General features: G+C 29.3%; 24 protein-coding genes. 9 read left to right on the top strand and 15 right to left on the bottom strand.

The features are described 5' to 3' along the window. The first annotated feature begins 9 nt into the window (after positions 1 to 9). The 3 genes from CRU95_RS05030 (at position 10) to CRU95_RS16595 (ending at position 3,377) form a co-directional block, all read left to right on the top strand. The gene (locus CRU95_RS05030) at positions 10 to 1,041 is read left to right on the top strand and encodes an OmpA family protein (protein WP_129100059.1); all 1,032 of its coding nucleotides are present in this window, start codon (positions 10 to 12) and stop codon (positions 1,039 to 1,041) included. A 113-nt stretch (positions 1,042 to 1,154) separates the two neighbouring features. After that, positions 1,155 to 2,942, top strand: coding sequence for a translation elongation factor 4 (gene lepA, locus CRU95_RS05025; RefSeq protein ID WP_129100058.1), 1,788 nt, complete (start codon positions 1,155 to 1,157; stop codon positions 2,940 to 2,942). Between the two features lie 261 nt (positions 2,943 to 3,203). Beyond that, a complete protein-coding gene (locus CRU95_RS16595; RefSeq protein ID WP_164969735.1) occupies positions 3,204 to 3,377 on the top strand; it encodes a hypothetical protein in 174 nt (57 codons plus the stop codon). A gap of 113 nt (positions 3,378 to 3,490) precedes the next feature. On the opposite strand, the gene CRU95_RS05020 is transcribed toward CRU95_RS16595, so the two are convergent. The 12 genes from CRU95_RS05020 to CRU95_RS04965 are packed head-to-tail and all read right to left on the bottom strand — an operon-like array spanning position 3,491 to position 16,145. Continuing rightward, the gene (locus tag CRU95_RS05020; protein WP_129100057.1) at positions 3,491 to 5,743 is read right to left on the bottom strand and encodes a molybdopterin oxidoreductase family protein; all 2,253 of its coding nucleotides are present in this window, start codon (positions 5,741 to 5,743) and stop codon (positions 3,491 to 3,493) included. A gap of 13 nt (positions 5,744 to 5,756) precedes the next feature. Further along, positions 5,757 to 6,611: a formate/nitrite transporter family protein gene (locus tag CRU95_RS05015; RefSeq protein WP_129100056.1), complete on the bottom strand. Its 855-nt coding sequence runs from the start codon at positions 6,609 to 6,611 to the stop codon at positions 5,757 to 5,759. Positions 6,612 to 6,625: 14 nt separating this feature from the next. Further along, positions 6,626 to 7,078: a hydrogenase maturation protease gene (locus tag CRU95_RS05010; protein WP_129100055.1), complete on the bottom strand. Its 453-nt coding sequence runs from the start codon at positions 7,076 to 7,078 to the stop codon at positions 6,626 to 6,628. Continuing rightward, the gene (locus tag CRU95_RS05005) at positions 7,075 to 7,422 is read right to left on the bottom strand and encodes a formate hydrogenlyase maturation HycH family protein (RefSeq protein WP_013134548.1); all 348 of its coding nucleotides are present in this window, start codon (positions 7,420 to 7,422) and stop codon (positions 7,075 to 7,077) included. The genes CRU95_RS05010 and CRU95_RS05005 overlap by 4 nt, the downstream gene beginning before the upstream one ends. 10 nt (positions 7,423 to 7,432) lie before the next feature. Next, positions 7,433 to 8,248, bottom strand: a complete 816-nt coding sequence (locus CRU95_RS05000; protein ID WP_129100054.1) for an NADH-quinone oxidoreductase subunit B family protein — start codon at positions 8,246 to 8,248, stop codon at positions 7,433 to 7,435. Beyond that, a complete protein-coding gene (locus CRU95_RS04995) occupies positions 8,245 to 8,781 on the bottom strand; it encodes a formate hydrogenlyase complex iron-sulfur subunit (RefSeq protein ID WP_129100053.1) in 537 nt (178 codons plus the stop codon). The genes CRU95_RS05000 and CRU95_RS04995 overlap by 4 nt, the downstream gene beginning before the upstream one ends. Before the next feature lie 9 nt (positions 8,782 to 8,790). Beyond that, positions 8,791 to 10,530 carry a hydrogenase large subunit gene (locus CRU95_RS04990; protein ID WP_129100052.1) on the bottom strand — a complete coding sequence of 580 codons (1,740 nt, stop codon included), beginning with the start codon at positions 10,528 to 10,530 and terminating at the stop codon, positions 8,791 to 8,793. An 11-nt stretch (positions 10,531 to 10,541) separates the two neighbouring features. After that, the gene (locus CRU95_RS04985; RefSeq protein WP_129100051.1) at positions 10,542 to 12,026 is read right to left on the bottom strand and encodes a hydrogenase 4 subunit F; all 1,485 of its coding nucleotides are present in this window, start codon (positions 12,024 to 12,026) and stop codon (positions 10,542 to 10,544) included. A 3-nt stretch (positions 12,027 to 12,029) separates the two neighbouring features. Next, positions 12,030 to 12,677, bottom strand: coding sequence for a hydrogenase 4 membrane subunit (gene hyfE, locus CRU95_RS04980; protein WP_129100050.1), 648 nt, complete (start codon positions 12,675 to 12,677; stop codon positions 12,030 to 12,032). Position 12,678: 1 nt separating this feature from the next. Beyond that, on the bottom strand, positions 12,679 to 13,602 hold the full coding sequence (locus tag CRU95_RS04975; protein ID WP_129100049.1) for a respiratory chain complex I subunit 1 family protein: 924 nt from the start codon (positions 13,600 to 13,602) through the stop codon (positions 12,679 to 12,681). 10 nt (positions 13,603 to 13,612) lie between these two features. Then, the gene (locus tag CRU95_RS04970; protein WP_129100048.1) at positions 13,613 to 15,574 is read right to left on the bottom strand and encodes a proton-conducting transporter membrane subunit; all 1,962 of its coding nucleotides are present in this window, start codon (positions 15,572 to 15,574) and stop codon (positions 13,613 to 13,615) included. Positions 15,575 to 15,584: 10 nt separating this feature from the next. Then, positions 15,585 to 16,145 (bottom strand): 4Fe-4S dicluster domain-containing protein, encoded by a 561-nt coding sequence (locus CRU95_RS04965; protein ID WP_129100047.1) that lies wholly within the window; start codon positions 16,143 to 16,145, stop codon positions 15,585 to 15,587. A 555-nt stretch (positions 16,146 to 16,700) separates the two neighbouring features. Here CRU95_RS04965 and CRU95_RS04960 point away from each other — a divergent pair. Then, positions 16,701 to 17,339 (top strand): Crp/Fnr family transcriptional regulator, encoded by a 639-nt coding sequence (locus tag CRU95_RS04960; RefSeq protein WP_164969734.1) that lies wholly within the window; start codon positions 16,701 to 16,703, stop codon positions 17,337 to 17,339. Between the two features lie 39 nt (positions 17,340 to 17,378). Here CRU95_RS04960 and CRU95_RS04955 read toward each other — a convergent pair whose 3' ends face one another. Further along, positions 17,379 to 18,704: an MATE family efflux transporter gene (locus tag CRU95_RS04955; RefSeq protein ID WP_129100045.1), complete on the bottom strand. Its 1,326-nt coding sequence runs from the start codon at positions 18,702 to 18,704 to the stop codon at positions 17,379 to 17,381. 76 nt (positions 18,705 to 18,780) lie between these two features. Then, positions 18,781 to 21,042 (bottom strand): methyl-accepting chemotaxis protein, encoded by a 2,262-nt coding sequence (locus tag CRU95_RS16785; RefSeq protein ID WP_129100044.1) that lies wholly within the window; start codon positions 21,040 to 21,042, stop codon positions 18,781 to 18,783. 125 nt (positions 21,043 to 21,167) lie between these two features. On the opposite strand from CRU95_RS16785, the gene CRU95_RS04945 reads away from it, so the two are divergent. The 5 genes from CRU95_RS04945 to CRU95_RS04925 all read left to right on the top strand — a co-directional run bounded on the left by CRU95_RS04945 (position 21,168) and on the right by CRU95_RS04925 (position 25,315). Then, positions 21,168 to 21,740 (top strand): ComF family protein, encoded by a 573-nt coding sequence (locus CRU95_RS04945; protein ID WP_129100043.1) that lies wholly within the window; start codon positions 21,168 to 21,170, stop codon positions 21,738 to 21,740. A 61-nt stretch (positions 21,741 to 21,801) separates the two neighbouring features. Then, positions 21,802 to 22,407: an imidazole glycerol phosphate synthase subunit HisH gene (hisH, locus tag CRU95_RS04940; RefSeq protein ID WP_129100042.1), complete on the top strand. Its 606-nt coding sequence runs from the start codon at positions 21,802 to 21,804 to the stop codon at positions 22,405 to 22,407. A gap of 12 nt (positions 22,408 to 22,419) precedes the next feature. Next, positions 22,420 to 23,271 (top strand): TIGR01777 family oxidoreductase, encoded by an 852-nt coding sequence (locus CRU95_RS04935; RefSeq protein ID WP_129100041.1) that lies wholly within the window; start codon positions 22,420 to 22,422, stop codon positions 23,269 to 23,271. Positions 23,272 to 23,286: 15 nt separating this feature from the next. Beyond that, positions 23,287 to 23,994 carry a 1-(5-phosphoribosyl)-5-[(5-phosphoribosylamino)methylideneamino]imidazole-4-carboxamide isomerase gene (gene hisA / locus CRU95_RS04930; protein WP_129100040.1) on the top strand — a complete coding sequence of 236 codons (708 nt, stop codon included), beginning with the start codon at positions 23,287 to 23,289 and terminating at the stop codon, positions 23,992 to 23,994. A 1-nt stretch (position 23,995) separates the two neighbouring features. Beyond that, positions 23,996 to 25,315: an MFS transporter gene (locus CRU95_RS04925; RefSeq protein WP_129100039.1), complete on the top strand. Its 1,320-nt coding sequence runs from the start codon at positions 23,996 to 23,998 to the stop codon at positions 25,313 to 25,315. Positions 25,316 to 25,338: 23 nt separating this feature from the next. Here the strand turns inward: CRU95_RS04925 and CRU95_RS04920 are convergent, their stop codons facing one another. Next, positions 25,339 to 25,725 carry a response regulator gene (locus CRU95_RS04920; RefSeq protein WP_129100038.1) on the bottom strand — a complete coding sequence of 129 codons (387 nt, stop codon included), beginning with the start codon at positions 25,723 to 25,725 and terminating at the stop codon, positions 25,339 to 25,341. Positions 25,726 to 25,840 lie beyond the last annotated feature (115 nt).

The raw sequence follows: 25,840 nt of genomic DNA, 5'->3' as shown, positions 1-25,840 counted from the left end.
GGAGAAAAAATGAAAAAACTATTAATGACAAGTTTAGTATGTTCGTCAGTTTTATTCGCTGCAAATAGTGAATATAAATATGAAGTTACTCCTATGATTTCAGGTGCAATTACAGAAGGTAACTTAGACTTAGATAGAAATTATGCAAATGCAGGTATTTCTTTAGGATTTAATTTAGATGACTCGATGTTTGATCAAATTGAATTAGGAATTCTTAGAACACTTGATGATGTTGATTACAAAAATAGTAATCAAGATACAGCAGTAACAAGAGTTTTTACAAATGTTATTAAAGAGTATAGTTTAAATGCTAAATCATCACTTTATGCCTTAGCTGGTCTTGGTGTTGAAGTTTATGATAATGAACAATTTGGTAATGAAACAGGGCCATTTGCAAATTATGGGTTTGGATATAAATATAAACTAGATAATGACATGGCTATTAAAGCTGATGTAAGACATTTAGTATCATTTGATAATGGTAATAACAATTTACTTTATACAGTTGGATTAGCAATTCCTTTTGGTAAAAAAGCAGCTCCTGCGCCTATCATGAAAGAAGAACCTAAGCCTGTTGTAATTGAAGAACCTAAAAAAGTAGAAGAACCTAAAGTTCTAGATTCAGACAATGATGGTGTTATTGACTCATTAGACCAATGTCCTGATACTATGAGAGGTGCAAATGTTGATAAAAATGGTTGTATTGTTATGCTTGATTTAGAAGTTCATTTCCCAATTGATTCTTCAATCATAGATGAGAAATATAAACATAGAATCAAAGAATTTGCAGAATTCTTAAATAAACATCCAAAATTAAAAGCTACTATTGAAGGTCACACTGACTACACTGGTACTGAAAAATATAATTTATGGTTATCAAAAAGAAGAGCAAATTCTGCATTTGAAGCATTGAAAAAATATGATGTTGATCCTGCTAGATTAAAAACTATTGGATATGGTGAAACAAGACCAAAAGCAACTAATAAAACTAAAGAGGGAAGAGCTCAAAATAGAAGAATTGAAGCTACTGTCTCAAAATAATCACACATGATTTTAGGCTTTTTGCCTAAAATCAATACTTTTTACTCTCTTAACATTATCATTACAATTTTTTAGATATAATCGCGAACATTAATATAAACATAGGATTTATTTTGCAAGCAAATATAAGAAACTTTTCAATTATCGCTCATATTGACCATGGGAAGTCAACTCTAGCTGATAGAATTATACAAGAGTGTGGTTCAGTAGCAGATAGAGATATGTCTGCTCAAATGATGGATACAATGGATATAGAAAAAGAGCGTGGTATTACAATCAAAGCTCAAAGTGTAAGACTAGATTATGTAAAAGATGGTCAACACTATGTTTTAAATCTAATTGACACTCCAGGTCATGTGGACTTTTCATATGAAGTTAGCCGTTCTTTAGCATCATCAGAGGGTGCACTTTTAATTGTAGATTCAACTCAAGGAGTTGAAGCTCAAACTATTGCCAATGTATATATTGCTATGGATAACGATTTAGAACTTCTTCCAGTTGTAAATAAAATCGACCTTCCAAGTGCTGATCCAGATAGAGTTTTAGAAGAAGTTGAAGAGGCTATTGGACTTGATTGTACATATCATAATTTAATTAGTGCAAAAACAGGTCTTGGGGTAAGAGAATTAATTGATTCTATAGTTGATAGAGTTCCTTGTCCAAAAGGTGATGAAGAAGCTCCAACAAAAGCACTTATTTATGATTCATGGTTTGATAACTACCTTGGTGCCTTAGCACTTGTAAGAGTTTATGATGGGAGTATCAAAAAAAATCAAGTATTAAAAATGATGAATACAAAAGTTGAACATCCAGTTCTAAACCTTATGTATCCTCATCCACTAAAAAGACAAAATACAACTGAAATCAAAACAGGTGAAATTGGTATCGTAGTTCTTGGACTTAAAACATTAGATGGTATTGCCGTTGGTGATACTATGACTGATGCTAAAAATCCAACTGCCCAAATCATTGATGGATTTGAGCCTGCAAAACCTTTCGTATTTGCTGGTATTTATCCAATCGAAACTGATAAATTTGAAGATTTAAGAGAGGCTCTTACAAAACTTCAATTAAATGACTCATCTATCTCTTTTGAACCAGAGAGTTCTGCTGCACTAGGAAGTGGATTTAGAGCTGGTTTTCTAGGAATGCTTCACATGGAAGTTATCAAAGAGAGACTTGAAAGAGAGTTTAATCTTGATTTAATAGCAACAGCACCAACAGTTATTTATGAAATTGAAAAAACAAATGGGGAAATGATAGTTATTAGAAATCCTTCTGAACTTCCAGAACCAAGTCAAGTAAAAACGATATTTGAACCATATGTAAAAGCTACAATCTTAGTACCAGATGAGTTTTTAGGAAATGTTATAAAACTTCTAAATGACAAAAGAGGTATCCAAAATAAGATGGACTATATAGGTGCTAGAGTTTTACTTGATTATGATTTACCTATGAATGAGATTGTTATGGATTTTTATGATAAATTAAAATCAACAACAAAAGGTTATGCATCTTTTGATTATGAACCAATAGGTTTTAGACCAGGTGTTTTACAAAAACTTGATATAAAAGTAGCAGGGGAAATTGTTGATGCCTTATCAATCATAGTTCCAGAAAATAAAGCCCTTAGCAAAGGTAGAGAGTTTATCAAAGCCTTAAAAGAGTTAATCCCAAGACAACTATTCGAAGTAGCAATACAAGCGTCTATTGGCTCTAATATCATTGCAAGAGAGACTGTAAAATCTACAGGTAAAAATGTAACTGCAAAATGTTATGGTGGGGATATTACGAGAAAAAGAAAACTACTTGAGAAACAAAAAGCTGGTAAGAAAAGAATGAAAGCTATAGGAAAGGTTAATGTTCCACAAGAAGCCTTTATGGCCGTGTTGAAGATTTAATGATAAAATTCCTTAATACATATCTTACAATAATGTAATTCTTGTCCCCAACGATTTTTTTTTACATGTGTTAAATGATGTTCTTTAGCATTTTTTTTCCAACAAATTGGACAAAGTGGAAACTCATTTTTGTTATTTCAATGAAAAGCATGAATTTTAAAATTTAAAATAGAATTAATATGCATTATCAGTTTCATTATTATTATATTTTGTTATTTAATAATTTTTATGTTATAATATTTCTATTATATAGGAAATCTAATGAAATTATTAATATTATTATTTTATTCTGTACTTTTTATTTCATGTACATCTAATGAAACTACAATCGAAGATTGTACAAAATTAAACAAAAAATATAAAATAGAAAATGTTCTAAATTATAGAACAGGTGAGAGAGTAGATAAAGTATTTTGTATAGATAAAACTAATTAATTTTTAATTAATTTGTAAAAACTTTCATACTAAATTATCAGTAATAAACATCAATCTAAACAAAAGAATCATTAATTAAGTAATAGTAAAAAAGAGGAAGTCCTCTTTTTTACTTATTCATGATGATGATAATCGTCATAAATTATTTTTGAAGTTTTAAATTTCATTTTTTTAAGACTCATAATAGTACTATACTCTTCTTGAGTAATTTTTTCCATTCTTACAGCTGCTTTATAAGTTGGTGTTTTTGTTGTATAGTCCCAACCACCACTTGTTAGCTCATTACATAATCCTTCCCAATAATGAAATGCCATTTGCATAATATTATCTGGAACTACTTCTGTTATTTCTACTAATAGTGCAATATAACCATATCTACTCTCAACTTTTATAAAGTCATGATTTTTAAGATTATATCTTTTTGCTAAATCAGGATGTATTTCTGCTGATGGTCCATGTGAATCACCACCGTATTCAATAACTTTTGATCGTCTTGTCATTGTTCCAACAGTATATTGATATACTTTTCTTGTTGTTAATAATGATATAGGATACATTTCATCTACTTTTTCATCAACAGAACCTATCATACAAGGATAGTTTTCTGGAAGATCAAGTTTTTTTCTTAATTCAGTTTCTGCATCAATCATATTTTCTTTATCATCAACAAATATTACAGGTACAAGATTTGCTTTTGTGTCTTTAGTAAAAAACTTTTTATCCATATATAAACTTGGTGTTCCAGGATGATCTTCAGTTGGACATGGCCATGCAATACCTTCTTTTCCTTGTAGTCTTGCATAACTAATACCACCAAATCTTACAGGATCTGCTTTTCTTACCTCATTCCAAATATCTTCAGGTTTTTCATACTCAAAATCAGTAGCACCAAATCTTTTTGCTAATTCACAAATGATTTCCCAATCTTGTTTAGCCTCACCTTTTGGATCTAATGTTTTATCATTTAGTTGAACTCTTCTTTCAGCATTTAAATAACATCCTTGTTTTTCTCCAACACTAACTGCTGGGAAAACAACATCTGCTTTAAGTGCAGTTTCTGTCATAAAAATATCTTGAACAACATAAAAATCAAGTTTTGATATACCTTTTAAGAAGTGATTTGTATTTGGTTCTGACATAACAGGATTTTCACCTATTGTATAAAAGACTTTTACTCTTCCATCCATAATTGCATCAGGAACTTCTGTTTTATGAATACCAATTTTTGTACTTAAAGGTTGTTTACAGTCCCAAAATTCTTCAAAGAATGCTTTTTCTTTTAAACTAGTAACAAGTTTCAAGTTTGGATATATATTTGGTAATACACCCATATCACAGGCACCTTGAACATTTTGTTGACCTCTAAGTGGTAAATCCCCTGCTCCCACTTTTCCAATATTTCCAGTTATTAACATAATATTCGAAATATCACAAACATTACCAACACCATGATTAAAGTGAGTAACACCCATACCATGAGTGATTGCAGCTGGACTTACAGTTGCATATAATTCTGCTGCTTTGATTAATAATTTAGCATCAACTCCTGTCATTTCAGAAACTTTTTGAGGAGTGTAATCTTTTACTGCTTCTTTTAAATATTCAAAACCATGAGTATAATTTTCTACAAACTCTCTATCATACAAATCTTTTGCAATAATATGATTAATCAATGCATTTATAATTGGAATATTATATTCAGGTGGTAATTGAATAAATACATCTGCTTTTTGTGCAAATTCTGTTCTAATAGGATCTATTACTATAAGTTTTGCTCCTCTATTAATAGCTCTTTGTATATACATAGCTGCAATGGGATGTGCATTTTCAGGATTTGAACCTATCATCATAATACAATTTGTATGATCTTCAAATTCAGTGAAACTGTTTGTTGCTGTACCATTACCTATTGTTTTAGCCAGACCGGCTACTGTAGGTGCATGACAAACTCTGGCACAATGATCTACATTATTTGTACCAATGATTGCTCTCATAAATTTTTGTGCTAAATAATTTTCTTCTAAAGTACATCTAGCTGAAAAATTTCCAACTATTGAATCTGCACCATATGTTTCTTTAGCTTCTTTCATTTTTGAAACAACTAATGATAATGCTTCATCCCATGAAGATTCTTCAAAAGTTCCTTCTTTAGAGAAAACACCATCTTTTTTTCTAATTAAAGGTTTTGTTAATCTATCTTTTGACTCAACATAATCCCATCCATATAATCCTTTAAGACATAAATGTCCTTCATTTACTGGATTTTCTTTAACACCTTCTATTTTTACAATTTTATTATCATGCGAAGTTAATTTAATTCCGCATCCTGTTCCACAATATGGACAAATAACATTTGTTTCTTTCATAATATTCACCTTTTTATTTTTTCATATCTGTCTTATGAGACATAAATCCTATTACACCAACAAAAAATAATCCACCAACAATATTTCCCAAAGTAACTGGTAATAAATTATTAGGGAAGATTTTTGTAAAACTCAATGCTTCCAATTTCTCTACAGAAATATTCATATGTTCTGACAAGGCCTGAATTGTTCCTCCTACTTCATGTAAATAATGTGCTTTTGCCAATAATGCTTCTGTAAAAATAAACATATTTGCCACGACGTGTTCATAACCTGAACCCACAAATGCTGCTATAATAAACAGTATCGATAAAACTTTACCAGCAGCATCAGAAGCACCAGTTGCAGCCCAAACTGCCATACATACAAAAACATTACAAAATATTCCTCTTATAAATGCTGCTTCAAATGACAAACTATTTTTTCCCACACCTAATACAAGGAAGTGATGTAATATCTCTCCATCATATTTAAGTGGCAGTTGTGACCTATAATACATATAAGCAACTACTGCAGCTCCAATAAAATTGAAAATCCAAACAATAACCCAATAAGCAATCATTTTTGAAAATGTCAATTTATGGTCTATTGTTGAAACTCCTGTCATCAAAGAACTTGTAAATAAATGTCCTCCAAAAAAAACAACCATCATAAGTCCTACTGAAAAGGCAACTCCTCCAATAAAGTTTGCAATTCCAGGAGAAGATGCTTTGGCAACGCCAACTGTTGAATGGGCCCAAAAAATGTCACCCATTGCTATTGAGCCACCTGCCATAATAGATAAAAATATAATACTTACTATTGGCATTTTTGCTTTATGACTCATCCCACTAAATAACGACTGTGCTGTATCTGCTGGTGATAACATAATTTATTCCTTTTTTAATTATTATCAAAAATTGAATCAATTTCAAAAACTTTTTTCAATGCATTTCTAGCTGTAATTTCAGCTTCTTTTGAAATATTCTCATTAATCTCTAATACATTTTCTAAATCTACTGTAAGACCTAAAAAAAGAACGCTTTTACAAAATCCTTTTAAATAACTCATTAATATTGGTGCTGGAAGATTATGTGTTGAATACATATAATCTCTTTCATTGCTAATATCAATAACTTCCACTTGTCCTATTTTCATTCCTGTCATTGCATCGGCAACAACAACTAAATCGGGTTTATATTCTCTAATTTTATGAAATTGACTCTCTGGTACATCTTCACCATAAAATATTTTCCAATCTAAAGATTCTTCACCTTCAATTAGCTTTCCTAAATATGAAGTGATTCCATCATCACCTCTTAAGGTATTTCCTATTGTAAGAATTGCTTTTTTCATATACTTTTCCTTATAACAATAAAACCTTCTTCTAAAGAAGAAAAAATATCTTTTAAAGAACAATCTGGCATTTGGGGAATTAATTTCTGTGCATGTTCTGGGAAAATTTCAACTTCAAAATATTTAGTTAAATTTCCTAATTTAAACTGTGCATAATCCTCACATTGTTCTATAAGTTTTTTGTAATCTTCTTCTTTTATCTCTTCTATACATTCCATAAAATCAATTGTGCCAACACCATGGCCAACAGACATAGAAAAAATTTTCACTTGTTCATATTTTTGAGGTAACTCATTTGATGTGGGTTCCACTCTTCTTTTTGTTAATTTACATATTTCAATCATCTTAAACTTCTTATATTATAAATTTATAATCGTCTTTTATGGGTGCAAACTGTTTCATATATCTCAAATAAACATTATTATGAAGTCTTTTCATACACTCTTCATATCTTGAATCTTCTTCTTCACTACTATATATTTCAATTACCTCCTTAGTTTTTTTAATATTTTTAATATCAGTTGATTTTTTTAGTGCACTTATATATTTTTCATAAAGTTTTCTACCAAAAAAATAACTCATCAATCTTTTTGATTCGATTAAAATATCTCTTTCAAAAAGAATATTTCCTATTAATGAATCTTCTACAAGAATTGCTTCATCGCTATCTTGTGTATGCTCCTTGAATTGTAGTTTTTGATCTAAAATTCCAAGAGCAGAAGCCAATCCATGTATAATAGTTGCAGGATGAGGAGGACATCCTGGAATATAAACATCTACAGGTATAACTTTGTCAATTCCACCCCAAACACTATAAGCATCATGAAATATTCCTCCACTAGAACCACAAGCACCAATTGCTACTACTACTTTTGGATCTGGAGTTGCTTCATATGCTCTTAAGAGTGGATAATACATTTGTCTAGTAACTGGTCCTGAACAAAGTAAAATATCTGCATGTCTTGGACTAGCTACTAGTTTAAATCCCAATCTTTCTGGATCCCACATTGGTGTAATAGCTGCAAACACTTCAATTTCACAACCATTACATGAGCCACAATCCACCCTATATACATTGAAACTTCTTTTAATATTTTTTAAATGTTCAAGTTTGGCTTCAAGAGTATTTGAATTTTCTATTTCTGTTGGTACTACATATGTTTTACTCATTTTGTACCCCTTTTTAAATATTTTGTTATAACTTCAACTTTTTCTTCTCTTTTACAAGTAGGACAAGTTTTTGCATATTTTACTTTTTCACCTAAAGTTTCTTTGTCCCAACCAACTTTTTCTAATCTATGTAAGATGTAAGAGATTAATCTTTTAGTTGTAAATGGTTTATTGCAAACTTCACAATATTCAACATCAAGCTCTCCTCTTTCTTTCAAGTTATTTTTATCAAACTTAACAGCTAATTCAAACTCTTGAGAAAGAACAATTGCACCAGTAGGACAAACCTCATCGCATCTACCACAAAAAATACATCTCGCAGCATCAAATTCCCATACAAGTTTTGTTTTATCTTCATTTAATTTTACATTTATTGCATTTGATGGACAAGCAACCCCACAAGCTGTACAACCTATACAGTTATCATATGTATATGATGGTTTTCCTCTAAATCCTTCAGATACTTCATAAGGTTCTAAAGGATATTTATAAGTTGCTTTCCCATATTTTTTTGTCATATCTAGTAGTTTCATCTCTTACTCCTACATGTTTTTCAATGGATGATTTTTCGAAGATTGTGAATATCTTTTCAAATCTTGATAAGTTAATATTTTTGTTTTTTTACTATTAATATCAACAACAGTTACTCTTTCTGTACAAGAATAACATGGATCTAAAGAACAAACAATAAGTGCAGCATCAGCAATAGTATTTCCTCTAAACTGATATCTTAAAGATGTCCAATTGTTATATGTCGCAGCTCGACATCTCCATCTATATACTTTTTGTGCATTTCCATGCATAATCCAATGGATATTTTCACCTCTTGGTGCTTCATCATTGCCAATTGCATATGCACCTGGTTTAATCATGGTTTGTGGTTTAATTACAGTTAAACCTCCTGGCATCATCTCAAAACACTGTCTTATAATAGATACTGATTCTAATAATTCTCTATATCTAACAGTTTCTCTTGCAAATACATCACATCCATTTTCAGTTGGTATTTCAAAATCTAATTGTGTTAAAAAATCATATGGATGGTCATATCTTGAATCTCTTTTAAAACCACATCCTCTAATATTTGGACCAACGGGAGAAAAGTCTCTTGCTACTTGTTTATCTAAAAGTCCTACACCTTTCCATCTATCAACTTGATTTTTATCATCCATAACAGCTTCCCAAACTTCTTTAGTTTGTTCTTCAATCGTTTCTAATAACTCAAGACTTTTTTTAATCTCAGTTCCTGTCATATCTCTTCTTAATCCACCCATAACAACATTTCCGTATGTTTTACGACCACCTGTTACTAATTGAGCTAATTCCATAGAAAATTCTCTAATTCTAAAAATATGCATAAAAGCATTTACATTTCCAGTTACTTCACAGGCAAGACCTATATTTAATAAATGGGAATGAAGTCTCTCTATTTCTAGACAAATTACTCTCATAGCTTGAGCTCTTAGTGGTATTTCTAAACCAATTGCTTTTTCTGCAGCTTCTATACAACCAATAGCATGAGCATAACCACAGATACCACAAACTCTCTCTGCTAAGTATCCCATTTGGTCATAATTCATTCTATTTTCTGCTAGTTTTTCCATACCTCTGTGTTGATAAAAAAGTCTATAATCTGCATCAATAATTGTATCTCCATCACAATACAATCTAAAGTGACCTGGTTCATCACTTGTAATATGTAAAGGTCCTAAGGGAACATCAAGTACTCCTGCACCTTCTGGTTTTAGAAATTTTGCTTCAGGTTCATCTTTATGATCAACGGGATCTGGTCTATGTCTATAATCCATAGCATCTTTTCTTAATGGAAATAAACCTTCTGGCCAATCATCAGATACAACCAATCTTCTAGGATCTGGTAAACCAATTGCCGTTAAACCAAACATATCATATGCTTCTCTTTCATACCAAACAGCAGCAGGAACTTTTAAAGTTACGGATGGAAAAGTTGGGTCATTTGCTGGAATAAAAGTTTTAACTGTAATCCAACATTTTTCATCTTGTGGTAACTCATCTTCAGGAGTCATTTTCCCACCTTCCATTGATAAAACATAATAAAGAGCAAAATTACCATTTATTTGTCTTTCATCATTTGGAATCATGCTTGATAACCAACCACCTAAATCATAATATAAAATTCTCACAGTTTCTGGTAAATCATTTCTATCAACAGTTATTGTAATTTGATCTTCTGGTTGTCTATATATTTCGTGAATTGTTATTTTTTCTTTCACTTTATTTATTAATTTATCACCTATTTTCATAACATAGCTCCTTAAATTCCCATGATAATATTTGCTGCATTTTTAAGCAGTGTAAACCAAGGTTCAATAGTAAATAATCCAAATACCATAATTAATGCTCCTAATCCTATTAAAGGTAAATTAGCACTTAATGGTAATTCTTTTCTTAATACTCTTGAATTACTTTCTCCAAATGTAGCAAGATTAAAGTGTGAAAAGTCAGCAATAAAAATAATTATAAGTCCTATGATAAATAAAATCACTTCGACATTCATATTGTTAATAATTGCTTGTTTTATCATCAAGAATTCACTTACAAATATTGCAAAACCAGGAACACCTACTAAAGAACAAACAGCAATTCCAAATAAAATCGCTGTAATAGGAGCTATTCTTATTAATCCACCCATTTTTCTCATATCTCTTGTTCCATATATTTGAATCATATTTCCTGTTACACAAAAAGCTAAGGCTTTTGTAACTGAGTGTGCTAAAGCATGAAATAGTGCAGCAAATAATCCTATTGGTCCTCCAATTCCTAAACCAAAAGCGATAACACCCATATGTGCAATAGAGTGATAAGCAAACATTCTTTTTACATCATGTTGAACAAGAAGAAAAAATGATGCTATAAATATAGTAATCAATCCACTAAAAATCATCATTGTTTGAACATATTCAAATCCTGCAAATGAGTTCCCTACAATTGCGTAATATCTAATAAGTCCTAATATTGCACATTTTAAAAGTATTCCTGAAAGCATTGCTGATGATGGTGCTGGACCTTCTGCGTGAACATCTGGTAACCAAGTATGCATTGGTGCAAGCCCAGCTTTTGTTCCAAAACCAATCAAAGCAAAAACAAATATAAGTTTTAATGCATCTTGATCTATATCTTTAGCATGTGTCATTATAGTTGTCCAAAGCATCGCGCTGTGGCTGTCATTGATTACATTAAACCCTGCACTATAAAGCAATACAGTTGCATATAAAGCAAAAGCCAAACCAATACTACAAATAACTATATATTTCCATCCAGTTTCAGTTGATTTACTACTTTTATGTAAAGCAACCATAAATACAGAAGATAAAGTTGTAGCTTCAATTCCTACCCACATCAATGCAATATTATTTGAAAGCACTGAGAAAGTCATTGTAAAAACAAACAAGTGGAATAATGAAAAAAACAATTTCGTATCTTTTACAACTAAATGCTTATTGTTAATTTCCCATTGCATATATTTAACAGAATATAAATTTACTAATAAGCCTGTTACTGCTATTAGAGAGATAAATACTGCACCTAAAGAATCAAGAAAAAACATATCATCAAAAAGAAAATATGTTGTTCCATTTACTACATTTGAAACTGCCATTAAACCTACGACTGTTGTAAGTATTGAAGCAATGACATGTAAAGTACTCAAAAGTTTATAATTATTTACACAAAACCAAATAACAACTGATGAAACTAATGGAATAAGCATTAATAGAATTAATAATTGTTGCATATCCATAACTTATCCTTTCAATTCAGTTGCTTTAGAAACATCTAAAGAACCAAAATATTTATAAAATCTTTGTGCAAAGATTGCTAAAATAATTACAGCAAACAGTGCATCAGTTAAGATTCCAAGTTCAACAATTTCTGGTGAATTGTATGCCATTAGAGCAAGTGATAAATGAATACCATTTTCAAAAGTACAATACGCAAGTATTTGTTTAATTGCAGAGTTTCTTAAAACAAATCCAAATATACCTATCATAAAAATTGTAATAGATGCAATTAATGGAATATGCTCTTTTATCAAAGAAAATTCTAAATAAATTGGATATAAAGCCATTGCAATAGCTAAAGAAAAAGCAATAGCAACAATTGGACTAACAAAGAATCCAAGTACTGGTTCATCTTCATGAACAACATTTATTTTTTTTATTAATCTTAATAATATAAATGGAACAAACATAACTTTTGTAAAAAATGCAATAATTGCCCATCCACCTAATTCATTTGCTGAGTATGTTGCATAAAGATATAAAAATATCAATACTAATATAAATGTTTGAAATGAATATGCATATATGGCTGTTTTATAATTTCTGATTCCAAATACACAAAGTGAACTAATAATTAAAACTATTGATAAAATACTTAGTATATCAATCATCTTAAACTCCTACAACATATAAAATAAGTGCAATAAATGAAACAATCAATGGAGGAATTGCACTATTTTTAAAACTTGTCAATATTTTAAATCTTGGGCCAAAGTTGTCAATAAAAACAGCGGCAACATAAAAAACTCCTGCTTTAAAAATAAAACCAATAAGTGCTAAAAATGGATTCTCAAAATTCCAAGGTTCAAAAATAGTAAGGAATAATCCTATCATTGCAAATTGTTTTAAAATTAAAGCTGCATGTGCAAGGGAAAAATCTGAACCAGAATATTCACCTAATACACCCTCTTGTAACTCTTGTTCTGCTTCTGCTAAATCGTATGGATTTCTTCCAGCTTCCACATACATTGCCCATAAAAATGATATTGACGCAACGGCAAAGGCTGGTGTTTGGTAACCAATTTGTCCTGTTCTAACCATATGTTGAATTTCAACTAAATTAGTAGTGCTTGCTAATAAAATAACAACTAACAAACTAATCATCATAACTGGCTCAACAAAAATACCAATTATTTGTTCTCTTCCTCCACCAACACCTGCAAATGGATTTCCAGAGTCAATTGATGTTGCACCAAATATAAATCTTAATAAGGCACCTAAATAAATAAATACTAGAATATCTGAGTAAGCACCTGCAAAAGTATTAGTACTATATGTAATTGGAATAGCTGCTAACAATGCTGCACCTGTTGCAAATAGAGTATAAGGTCCTGTTTTAAAAACCCAATGGGCACAATTTGGTCCGGTTCTTGCTCTTTTCATCAATTTATAAATATCCCTATATGTTTGGAAAAAATCAGGGATACCTTCTCTTGATTGAAGTTTTGCTCTTAATTTTCTAGCCATTCCATCAAATAAAGGAGCAACAAGAACAATTGCAATAACTTGAATAATCATAAAAAATATACTACTCATAACTTGTCCTTTAAATAATGTAGCTAATACCAACAAAAAGGCATAAAGCAAGTAAGATATATAATGAGTACGCATTTACATTTCCATTTTGCATTTTTGCAACAAATTTTGCTGTATTAAGAGTTAATTTAATTACTGGTTCATATAAATAACTCCACCAAACATCTTTTGCATGTGTTTCATATACAACTGGTTTAAAATAACCTTGGTCTATAACTTTTGTTTCACTTTTGTATAACCAATTAAGAAGTCTTCTTAAATCACCTGTAAAAGGTGAAGCTGTCATTTGCATTCGACTATCATATTTAAAACCACAAGCCCATGGATCTGTTAATCTTGGTTTTGATTTATTTGCTTTTGATAATTTGACTATCAGTAAAGGAAGTAATAAACTAACTACTATAACTACAGCTATTAAAACTGGTGATACAATTGAGCCAATTGGTGAAGTTACGATAATCCCATTTGTTGCATTATATGTTTTTGAAAAAGATGAAATTACAAGCATAATATTTTCAACTACTACATTTGCTCCTAATCCAAAAGCGACACATCCAGCAACTAAAATAAACATTCCAATAACCATAGTCATAGGAACTTCTTTTGCTTTTTGAAAGATTTTTTGATCTCTTGGTACACCACCAAAAATAACACTATAAACTTTTACAAAACACATGATTGCTAATGCACCTGTTAGGGCTAGTGCTATTATGGAGATTGTAAAAACAACTCTACTGCTTACATATTCAGATAATGCACCTTGAATCATTCCTTGATAAGTAAACCATTCACTAATAAAACCATTTAATGGAGGAATTGCTGTAATTGATAAAGAACCAATTAAAAATGCGAATGCTGTTAAAGGCATTTTTCTAGCTAATCCACCTAATGCATCCATATCTTTTGTGTGTGTACTATATAAAACACTTCCCGCACCTAAAAATAATAAACCTTTGAAAGTCGCATGGTTTAAAATATGATATAAACCAGCTAAAAAGCCTACAGCTGCTAAAGTTGGCATATTTGCAGCGATTCCATATACTCCTGTTCCAATACCTAATAAAATAATTCCTATATTTTCAACAGAGTGATATGCTAAAAGTGCTTTGTAATCATGTTGCACTAAAGCATAAAGTACACCTAATATTGCAGATATTGCACCAACAACAATAATTAATAAACCCCACCATTGCATCACTGGAAGCCATAAACAAAATTTGATAATTCCAAATATTGCAATTTTTATCATAACCCCACTCATTAGTGCTGAAACATTAGTTGGCGCTGCGGGGTGAGCTTTTGGCAACCAAACATGCATAGGGAACATCCCTGCTTTTGAACCAAATCCAATAAATGCAAGAATAAAAATAATACTTGCCATAATTGGAGATAAAGTTACATTTTCAAAAGAACTAAATTCTAATGAACCACTTTGTGAAGCTAGCAATAAAAATGCTGCTGTGATACACATAGCTCCGATGTGTGCAATTCCTAAATAAATCATAATTGCTTTTAATGAAGTTTTTGAATCATTAAAACAAATTAAATAAGCAGAAATTATTGTCATACATTCCCAAAAAATTATAAACCAAAATACATCTGATGATGAAATTAATAAAAGCATTGATAAAATAAAGGCATTAAACATGCTTGCCATAACAGCAAGACTTCCTTTATTTTCATACTCTTGTGAATATTGTATTGCATACACAGATGAAGCTAGTGAAATAAGAGAAACCACAAATGAAAAAAAGTTTCCCAATGGATTTAATATAAATTTTGGACTATAAAGTAAACTTTCAAACATACTAAAACTACTTGTTTGTCCTAAATTCATCAAAAAATAAAATACTGCATAAGCAGAGGCGATTGCAGATATACTAAATCCTATTTTTCCAGCAATTCTATTTTGTTTATATAATAATAATGAAATAACACATCCAATAAGATATAAAAAATATACTTGTGTCATAAATTATCCTTTACAAAAATTTTGCTCTTTCTTTTATATAAACTTCAATACTTCTTTTTGCAGTATCATCAATGGCATTATTATTATTTGCAAAAGATAAAGCTTCTGTTGGACAAACTTCAACACAGGCTGGTCCATCTTCTCTTCCTATACATAAATCACATTTAACCGCAATACTTTTTGCACCAACTTCTGATTCAATACCTAAGTTATATTTAGGTTCAGTAATATAGTCAATAGAAGGCATTAGCTCTGCTTCTGGTCTAATTGCACCAAAAGGACAAACTAAAGTACACATTTTGCAACCTATACATAACTCTTCGTGCACTAAAATAGAATCTTTACCAAACTCCAATGCCCCAACGGGACAAACATTTGCACAAGGGGCATCATCACATTGTCTACATATATTAGGTACCGTTCCACTAAATGTTCTAGTCACAACTAATCTTGGAACTGCTAATTTACCTCTTTCGTATGCAGACTCATAACATGCCGCCATACATGTAGCACACCCTATGCAAGTATTTGGATTTGCAACAACAAATTTATTATTCAACGCTAAGCTCATAACTATCTCCTTAATGTTTGATTTAATTCAGATAGATGCATTTGCACATCTGTTTAATCACGAATTTTGAAAAGTATAATTTTTTTCATTTAAGCAACTAGTTGATAAATATATAATCACACTAACTGCACCAATTTTTTTCTTATTCTTCACTTCTGTCTTAATACTTTAAAAATTATAAGTAGTATAAATACTTAAATATAATTTAAAAACTTCCAAAATTTTAATATATTAATAATTTTTTTTCTGTCAGGGATATGACAAAATAAAAAAAGTTTTAAAATTTAAAATAACTTTAAAATATGATTTTTTATCAATAATGTCGAATTCATGAGGCTATACAGAGTAAATTATTTTTATTTCTGTCACATCGCTGACACTTTTCCCATAATTTTTTACATAAAATTATTTTATTAGGTATATAATTATTTAATAATAATTATTTTTAAATAAGTAGATTTTGATAAATTTATTTAGCTTTATGATAACAAAAGAATAATATTGCTAGTATTTTTGAAGTTAAGCTTAAAAGACACTTTTACTTTAAGGATGAAAATGGATTCCAATAGATTAAGAATTGATTCAATTAATTTAACAGAGATTTTGTCTGAAGAGGATTTTTCTTCATTAAAAACAAAGAAGTTTAAAAAAGGAGCTTTAGAGTATGAAGATGGAACTTTGACACTTTATGTATTTAAAAGTGGAAAAGCAAAAGCCATGATTTATGAAGATGGAGAAGAGTTTGTTTTATATTTTTTAAAACAGAACAATATAATTATTCCTGAGACTTCATGTAGTATTGAATTTTTAGAAGATAGTGAAGTTTATTTAATTGATGCAGAGAAATTTACTTATTTGTTTGCTAATAAAGAGTTTTCTACCTCTGTTATTAGATCTCTTAAACACAGAGCAGAACTAGAAAGAAATATAATCAAAAATCTTGTTTTTAAATCTTGTAAAAGAAAAGTTGCATTATTTCTAATGGAAATTGCTACAACACAAGATACATTAATAGATGGCAAATATTGCATAGATTTAAATTTATCTATTAAAGATCTTTCAAGTTTTATTGGGTCAAAGCGTCAAACAGTATCAACTATTATGAATGATTTAATAAAGAAAAATATTATAGGAAAAATTGATAAAAATAGACTTATAATTCATCAATTTAATAAACTTGAAAACTATGATTAGTTTTATCAATTTTAAAATATTCCATTATCAACATGTAGGTTAAACAAATTTAGCTAAAACACTTGGTCTATTTTTCATAAAAAATCTAAAAGCGAAAATAAAAGTAACTATCTCTGCGCAAGACAAGGCTATAAATATTCCTATATTCCCAAAAACAAAAGGTAAAGTAAAAATAAATATCATAGGAAAAATAAAACTTCTCATAATAGCTATTAGTCCAGAATAAAGTGGCTTTTGTATTGATGTTAAATATGCACTTGCTAACATGTTTAAGCCTGAAAAAATAAAAGCTGGCCACACATAGGAGATGAACTTTATTGTTATCTCTTTTGTTTTTATATCAGTATCATTGATAAATATATTTATCAATGTCTCTGGGGTAATTATCACAAATAGAGTTAAAACTATTTCTACACATAAAATACTTACTAATCCTAATTTTAAAAAACTTTTCATTCTATTGAAATATTGTGCACCATAATTCTTACTAATAATAGCTTGCAAAGAATCTGAAACAGCATAACTAGTCATAATGCTAATTGTTATAAAATAACCAACAATAGTAAATGAAGCAATACCCAAAGGACCAAAGGTTTTTAGCAAAATATAATTAAAAATTAAGATGGTAATACCTACTGATGATTCATTTACAAACTCAGAAGAACCATTTTTCAAAGCATTAAATATACTTAAAAAACTCCCCCTTGGTTTTATTAATCTAAGTGTTGTCTTTTTCATAAAAAAATGTGGAAGTAAAACCAATAAAATAACAACTTGTGAAATACCAGTGGCATATGCAGCACCATTTATGCCCCAATCAAGTTTTACTATAAAAATATAATCTAGAACAATATTTACAAGTGAACTTATAACTAAAGCCAAAAAAGATAAATTTGGGTTTTCATCTACTTTTACAAAATAATCAACAGTAATCCCTACCATCAGAAATGGTAAAAATTTTAAAATAGTAGGAAGATAATTTAGGGTTTCAACTCTTAATTCATCTTTTACATTTATTAAATCTAAGACCTTCTCTATATTTAAATAAAGTAACAAATTCAAAGAAATTGAGAGTATTACTATTACATAAATAGCTTTTGAAAAGACATTAGAAGCTTCTACTTTATTGCCCTCTCCCATTAATTTACCAGTTATTACTGAACTTCCAACTGCAAACATCAAAGCAAATCCAAACAAGATATTAAACAGTGGGAAAGATACATTGATTGCTGCTAAACTTACAGAACCCACATAATTTCCTACGAAATATCCATCAATAATACTAGCAGATGAAACTGCTAAAAAGCCCAACATAGAAGGAATAACATATTTTAAAAATAGAATAAAAGGTTTCGATACAAGCATAAATTTTCTTTTGTAGATTTTTTTAGAAATGATACTCTAATATTTTAGAAGTAAGCTTTAATATGAGATGTAAAAATTACATCTCATAAGTACTAGAAGTCACTTCTTTTTTCCCTACAAACTCTTTATCATCTGCACTTTTCAATACAGCTTTTGAAATATGGTCAGTTTCTACTGCTATAGTATTTGTTTGAGTTGCAATAGATGCATTTTGTTGTGTTTGTTTATCTAAACTATTAACTGCATCATTAATTTGTTCTATTCCTTGTAACTGCTCTTTTGATGCCATCTCAATATCAGAAATAAGATGAATAGTTTGAGAAATATTTTCATTTAGCTGAATATACCCTTCTATCATTTTTCCAGCTATTTCTTTTCCATTATCAGCTTTGTGACTTGCATTTTCAACTATGTCTTTAATCTCTTTTGCAACTTCACTACTTCTATTTGCTAGGTTTCTTACTTCTTGAGCAACTACTGCAAAACCTTTTCCAGCTTCACCTGCTGTTGCTGCTTCTACAGCTGCATTTAATGAAAGAATATTTGTCTGAAAAGCAATATTATCAATTGAAACTATTGCTTCACTGATTGCTTTTACTTGCTCATTAATCTCATCCATAGATACTGTTGTCTCATTTGCAAGTTTTTGTCCATCACTTGCAGAGTTTAATACATTTTTAGAAAGTGATGACATTTTAGATATATTTTCAGAATTATTTCTTATATTTCCTGTTATCTCTTCTAAGGCTGCTGAAGTCTCTTCTAAACTTGCTGCTGCTTCATTTGTAGAATTATTAAGTCTACTCATATTATCAAGTAATTGTCTTGAGCTATCATCTAATTTAAGCCCTATTGATTTATTTTCAACAAGCATTTTATTTATTATCTCTGCTAATTCATTTAATCCAACTGCAACTAATCCAGAGTCATTTTTTATTCTTTGAGTAAAATTAAGATTTTTAAATTGTAAAAGTACATCTTTTAATTGATTTACATTTTGGCATACATTTGTACTTGTTACATTAAGCATCTCATTAAAAATCTTTTTTAATTCTTCAAGACTACCATTATTTGTACTTACTTTCACTCGTTTATTCAAATCACCATTTTTTGCACTATTAACTACAGCTTTAACTTCTTCAATAAGTCTTAAATCTTCTTTTATTAAAATTTCTGTTCTTTTTATGTTTTTATTAATTACTTCAGACATTTGAGCAAATTCATCTTCGCCTTTTACCTCTAAAAGTTTTACATTTGTACTTTCTTTATTTATATATTTAAAAAAGTCTAAAAGACCAGTATTTAGTTTCTCAAGAGGACTTCCCACAACTTTTGAAGTAACAATAAGTAATAAAATTGAAATAATAATTAAAGTAATAATAAAGGCAATTGAAATATAAGTAGTTGCTTTTTTACTGAAAGAATAAACATCATCAATTGTATCACTTACTATTAAAACCGCATTAAATCCTTTTAGATGCTTTACATATGCAATTTTTTCAATATTATCAGTATTTGTATATTTTATAAGTCTATCTTCACCTTTTATCATATCTTTAAAAGTGAAATTTCCTTTGTTATCTTTTACATCTAAAAGATTTTTACCTTCATTTTTTGGATGAATAATTAAATTACCTTTTTTATCCATCATAAAAGCATATCCATCATTATTGATTTTTATATCTCTAATATCTTTTTTTAGAGAACTTAAAGCAGATGTAAAATCATATCCAATGAAAAGGATTCCAATAACTTTATTATCCCTTAAAATTGGTTCATATACCACATAATAATCTTTCCCAAAAAGCTTTACTTTCCCATAAAAAGTTTTACCTTCTAGCATAGATTTCATTGCAGGTGACTTTTGTCCTAACATTGTTCCAAAAGCTCGAGTTCCATTCTCTTTTTTTAATGTAGTTGTTACTCTTACAAAATCATCACCCATTCTTGCAAAAACTGTAGCAATTACACTTGTTGTCTGAGTATATTTTTCTAAAGGCTCAAAATTATTATTTAATAATGTAGTGCCATTATAAAAAGCTGGAGCATCTATTTTTCCTACTTTTACTATTTTTTCTTTATCTATATTATAAGAATCAGGTAAATATGTTTTTATAACATTTAAATACCCTTTCATAACTTCATGTAAGTTATTATCTAATGTATTAAATGCAATTGCAATATGCTCTGCACTACCTTGAAATTGATTTTCTGATTCTTGTATAGATTTATTTGCAATAATATTTGATAATATGATTGTAACAATAACAAATACTACAAAAAGAGTAGATATTATATAAGCTAAAAATTTTGATTTTAGAGATTTAAATTTAATCACTGTAATTCCTTATTATTATTTTTTGAAATAATATCATAATTTTAGTAAAAGAAAATTTACCATTTATATTTTTCTTAAAAAAACTTAAATTAAATTAATTAATAAATTTTTAGTTAAAATTGATCATGAAATGTTTACTATGTGAAAATTTGTCTTTTAAAATAATATGCAAGTCCTGTGAGACAACATTACTTACTCCTTCTTTTTATAAAAGAGAAGTTGAAGAAGGATTTTATAATTACTCTTTTTACTCTCTTAGTGAACTTGAAGACTTACTCTCTTCAAAATATTATTTTTTTGGGGATAAGATTTTTAATATACTTGCAAAATTATCTTTTGAAAAATTTGCTTCTACTTTTCATTACAATAATGAGATAATATCTATACCTATTGATGATCATTCAAGACATGAGTTTTCACACACTGCAATTTTAGCTCATGCATTAAACTCAAAAAATATCAAGGCTCAATATAATGTTCTAAAAGCAACAAATATTGTCAAATATGCGGGTAAAGATAAAGAATATAGAGAAAAAAATCCAAGGCGTTTTAAATTAACAAATATTTATGATAAAACAACAATTTTATGCGATGATATAATTACTACTGGTGCTACAATTAGAGAAGCCAAAAAAGCTTTAGAGAAAAAAAACAATAAAGTATTATTTTCTTTAACCCTAGCTGATGCAAAACTTTAGTATAATTTATTTTATATGATAGGGTTCCCTTTAATTGGTGGAACCAATTAAAGGGACAGAAGTGATTGGAATTATTGATTATAATATGGGAAATTTAGCAAGCGTTTACAATGCTTGTCATTTGTTGGATGCAAAAGCATCAATTGTAAAAGACCCAAATGAGCTAAAAAACTTTGACAGAATTATTTTACCAGGTGTTGGTGCTTTTGCAGATGCAATGAGTAACTTAAATACTACAGGTATGAAAGAAGCAATATTAGAGTATTCAAAAACTGGTAAACCTATGATTGGGATTTGCTTAGGTATGCAACTTCTTTTTGAAAGTTCACAAGAATTTGGTCATAGTGATGGATTGGGTCTTATAAATGGTGAAGTTGTAAAATTTGATAAAACTAAGATGCATGAAGATTTTAAAGTACCACATATGGGTTGGAATACAATTATAAATAATAATGACCCTTTATTTAATGGACTAAAGAATCCATATTTATATTTTGTTCACTCTTTCCATGCGCTTACTAGTGAAGAAAATATTATTGGAAAAACTATTTATGGATATGAGTTTGTAAGTGCTGTAAAAAAAGATAATATTTACGGTTTTCAACCTCATCCAGAAAAATCACATGACAATGGAATTCAGATTTTAAAGAACTTTACTAAACTATAAAAAGGATAAACCATGAAGACAATAGCAATATCTGGAGCTAGTGGATTTGTAGGTAGTAGTTTGACTAAATTCTTTACCAATTTAGATTATAAAATTCTTCCTATAAAAAGAGAAATTTTAAATGATAAAACTAAACTGGAGGATTTACTTGATAAAAGCGATATATTAATAAACCTTGCTGGTGCAAATATAATAAATAGATGGAGTGAGAGTTATAAAAAACTTCTTTACTCAAGTAGAATAAATACTACACAAAAATTAGTATCCGCAATAAATAATATAGATAATCCACCCAAATTATTAATCTCAACTTCTGCTGTTGGTATATATGACAATAAAGCAACTTATGATGAAAATGGAACTTATTCAAATGATTTTTTATCGTCAATTTGTCAAGAGTGGGAAAAAGAAGCTTTAAAAGCAAAAAGTGAAAATACAAAAGTCTCTATTTTTAGATTTGGAATAGTTTTAGGAAAAGATGGTGGAGCTTTACAAAAAATGATACTTCCTTTTAAATTAGGACTTGGTGGTGTAATAGGAAGTGGTGAACAAGCATTTTCATATATTCATATTGAAGATTTACTTGAAGCCTATAAATTTGTAATTGAGAACTCTTATGAAGATACATTTAATTTAAGTGCTCCAACTCCAACTACAAACAAAGGATTAACTCAAGCTTTAGGAAAAACACTAAAAAGACCTACTATACTTCCAGTGCCAGAATTTGTTTTAAATATTATTTTTAGTGAAGGTGCAAAAGTCTTAACAGATGGGCAAAGTGCCTTTCCTAAAAAATTATTAGATTTAGGCTTTGATTTTAAATATAAAACAATACAAGAGACTATAGAAAACTTATGTAAATAAAGGATAGCATTTATTATGGATATATTACCAGCGATTGATTTAAAAGATGGAAAAGCAGTAAGACTAAGCAAAGGTTTAATGGATAGTGCAAAAATCTATTCGGATGAGCCTTGGCAAGTTGCACGTAGATTTGAAGAACTTGGAAGTAAATGGGTTCATATAGTAGATTTAAATGGAGCATTTGCAGGAAAACCAGCAAACTTGGAACAAATCAGAAAAATAAGAGAAAACTGTAATCTTAAAATCGAACTTGGTGGTGGTATTCGTGATGAAGAGACTATCAAAATGTATGTTGAACTAGGAGTTGATAGATTAATTTTAGGTTCAATTGCAGTAAAAGATCCACAATTTGTAAAAGATATGGCTTCCCGTTATCCAATTGCTGTTGGAATTGATGCGATGAATGGAATGGTTGCAGTTGAAGGTTGGGCAGAAGTATCTACTATGGAAGCTACAACTTTGGCTAAAGAGTTTGCAAATGCAGGTGTTCAAGCTATTATTTGTACAGATATAAGTAAAGATGGGATGCTTTGTGGTGTAAATGTAGAATTCACAGAATCAATTGCCCTTGCTAGTGGAATAGATACAATTGCTAGTGGTGGAGTAAAAGATATAAATGATATAACAAACTGTAAAGCAAATGGAAATATTGCTGGTGTTATAGTTGGAAAAGCTTTTTACGAAGGGTCACTTGACTTAGAAGAAGGATTTAAAGCTTTATAATATGCCTTTAAAAAAATTCAATACAGATAGTATATACAATAAACTTGTAAATGAAGAAGATGCAAGAGTTTGCAAAGCTATAGATGAAAAAGCTTGTAAAGTGGTAGCTGGTAATTTTTTTCTAACTCTTATTAGTTACTTCTTTACTAAACTTGCAGATGCAATTTCTAATACAAAAATAATTTTACCTTGGATAATGCATAGCTTAAATGTTCCTGTATTTTTGATCAGTTTTTTAGTTCCAATTAGAGAATCAGGCTCACTTCTTCCTCAACTTTTTATAGCATCTTATATTAGGAAACTTCCTCTTAGAAAATGGACTTGGGTAATTGGCTCAATCTTACAAGCCTTATGTATCTTTGGAATTGGTCTTGTAGCTTGGAATTTAAAAGGAATAAATGCTGGTTTAGCAATTATTGCATTACTTATACTTATGAGTTTAGCAAGAGGATTGTGTTCAGTTGCAGCAAAAGATGTAATAGGTAAAACAATTCCTAAAACAAGAAGAGGTGCTTTAAATGGACTTTCTGCAATGCTTTCAGGTCTGCTTGTTGTTGTCCTTGGAGTCTATTTTTTATTAAATGGAGAAAAACCTTTTTCTTCCCAAAACTTTGGAGTACTACTTTTTATCGCTGGAGTTTTTTGGATTTTAGCAGCAATTATATATTCACAAATAAACGAGTTCGCAGGGGAAACACAGGGTGGAGGAAATGCCTTTACTGTAGCTATTAAAAAACTATCTATTTTAAAAACTGATAAACCATTTAGACTTTTTGTGATAACAAGAGCACTATTTTTATGTTCAGTTTTAAGCGCACCCTTTTTTGTAATCATAGCTAAAGAACACTCAAATGATGATACTTATTTATTAGGTCTTTTTATTCTTTCAAGTGGATTAGCAGATTTATTGTCTGCTAATTTTTGGGGTAAATTTTCAGATATATCTAGTAAAAGAGTCATGCTTTGGGGAGCAACAATTGCTACAACTGTAGGTTTTATTGTATCTTTAATTTATTATTTTTATTCTCAGCTTTTTTCATATATATGGATTATGCCTATTATCTATTTTGTTTTAAGTATTGGGTATCAAGGTATAAGAATTGGAAGAAAAACATATATAGTTGATTTAGCAGAGGGAAATAAAAGGACAGATTATGTAGCTGTTAGTAATACCTTAATTGGAATAATATTACTTTTAAGTGGTTCAATTGGAACTCTTAGTTCTATAATTGGAGTTGGTGGGATTATTTTATTTTTATCTTTAGTAGGTGTAGTCGCAATATTTTTAGCAAAAAAACTTCCTGAGGTTCAAGAAGATTAATTACAATTAAAATTTAATAAGTTTTATTTCTTACTTTTATTTAATATAGGTTCTAATTTTGATTTTAGTGTATCTGCGTTAAATGGTTTTACTATATAATTATTAACTCCACTTTTTAAAGCTTCTATAACTTCTGTTTTCCCACCTTCAGTTGTTATCATTAAAATTGGTGTATGTGCGTATTTAGGTAATTTTCTAACATTTTGAACAAACTGTAATCCATTCATCCTTGGCATATTCCAATCTGTTAAAATCACATCATAGCTATTTGTTTTTACTTTTCCTAAGGCAACTAATCCATCTTCTGCTTCATGAATATAATCAGTAGAGATGCCTAGTTGTGTTAAAACATTAACAATGATTCTTCTCATAGTTGAGCTATCATCTACAACCAAAACTCTTAAATTCATTATTTTCCTTTAACTAAAAATAAATTATATTAAGAATATACTTAAAACTACTTCTTACTTTTGCTTTAATTATAAATAATTTATATTAAATCAACATAAAATAACAATTTTTTTC

This window comes from Arcobacter sp. F2176 (assembly GCF_004116465.1).
In the GTDB taxonomy this organism is placed as follows: domain Bacteria; phylum Campylobacterota; class Campylobacteria; order Campylobacterales; family Arcobacteraceae; genus Arcobacter; species Arcobacter siniprincipis.
Note: the sequence above shows the minus strand (reverse complement) of the source record. Positions and strands in the feature narration are given on the sequence as shown.

Excerpts from the sequence above, each read along its gene's own strand:
- CRU95_RS05030 (WP_129100059.1), top strand. The coding sequence starts at position 10 with ATGAAAAAACTATTAATGACAAGTTTAGTATGTTCGTCAGTTTTATTC.
- CRU95_RS16595 (WP_164969735.1), top strand. The coding sequence starts at position 3,204 with ATGAAATTATTAATATTATTATTTTATTCTGTACTTTTTATTTCATGT.
- CRU95_RS05020 (WP_129100057.1), bottom strand. The coding sequence starts at position 5,743 with ATGAAAGAAACAAATGTTATTTGTCCATATTGTGGAACAGGATGCGGA.
- CRU95_RS05015 (WP_129100056.1), bottom strand. The coding sequence starts at position 6,611 with ATGTTATCACCAGCAGATACAGCACAGTCGTTATTTAGTGGGATGAGT.
- CRU95_RS05010 (WP_129100055.1), bottom strand. The coding sequence starts at position 7,078 with ATGAAAAAAGCAATTCTTACAATAGGAAATACCTTAAGAGGTGATGAT.
- CRU95_RS05005 (WP_013134548.1), bottom strand. The coding sequence starts at position 7,422 with ATGATTGAAATATGTAAATTAACAAAAAGAAGAGTGGAACCCACATCA.
- CRU95_RS05000 (WP_129100054.1), bottom strand. The coding sequence starts at position 8,248 with ATGAGTAAAACATATGTAGTACCAACAGAAATAGAAAATTCAAATACT.
- CRU95_RS04995 (WP_129100053.1), bottom strand. The coding sequence starts at position 8,781 with ATGAAACTACTAGATATGACAAAAAAATATGGGAAAGCAACTTATAAA.
- CRU95_RS04990 (WP_129100052.1), bottom strand. The coding sequence starts at position 10,530 with ATGAAAATAGGTGATAAATTAATAAATAAAGTGAAAGAAAAAATAACA.
- CRU95_RS04985 (WP_129100051.1), bottom strand. The coding sequence starts at position 12,026 with ATGGATATGCAACAATTATTAATTCTATTAATGCTTATTCCATTAGTT.
- hyfE (WP_129100050.1), bottom strand. The coding sequence starts at position 12,677 with ATGATTGATATACTAAGTATTTTATCAATAGTTTTAATTATTAGTTCA.
- CRU95_RS04975 (WP_129100049.1), bottom strand. The coding sequence starts at position 13,602 with ATGAGTAGTATATTTTTTATGATTATTCAAGTTATTGCAATTGTTCTT.
- CRU95_RS04970 (WP_129100048.1), bottom strand. The coding sequence starts at position 15,574 with ATGACACAAGTATATTTTTTATATCTTATTGGATGTGTTATTTCATTA.
- CRU95_RS04965 (WP_129100047.1), bottom strand. The coding sequence starts at position 16,145 with ATGAGCTTAGCGTTGAATAATAAATTTGTTGTTGCAAATCCAAATACT.
- CRU95_RS04960 (WP_164969734.1), top strand. The coding sequence starts at position 16,701 with ATGGATTCCAATAGATTAAGAATTGATTCAATTAATTTAACAGAGATT.
- CRU95_RS04955 (WP_129100045.1), bottom strand. The coding sequence starts at position 18,704 with ATGCTTGTATCGAAACCTTTTATTCTATTTTTAAAATATGTTATTCCT.
- CRU95_RS04945 (WP_129100043.1), top strand. The coding sequence starts at position 21,168 with ATGAAATGTTTACTATGTGAAAATTTGTCTTTTAAAATAATATGCAAG.
- CRU95_RS04935 (WP_129100041.1), top strand. The coding sequence starts at position 22,420 with ATGAAGACAATAGCAATATCTGGAGCTAGTGGATTTGTAGGTAGTAGT.
- hisA (WP_129100040.1), top strand. The coding sequence starts at position 23,287 with ATGGATATATTACCAGCGATTGATTTAAAAGATGGAAAAGCAGTAAGA.
- CRU95_RS04925 (WP_129100039.1), top strand. The coding sequence starts at position 23,996 with ATGCCTTTAAAAAAATTCAATACAGATAGTATATACAATAAACTTGTA.
- CRU95_RS04920 (WP_129100038.1), bottom strand. The coding sequence starts at position 25,725 with ATGAATTTAAGAGTTTTGGTTGTAGATGATAGCTCAACTATGAGAAGA.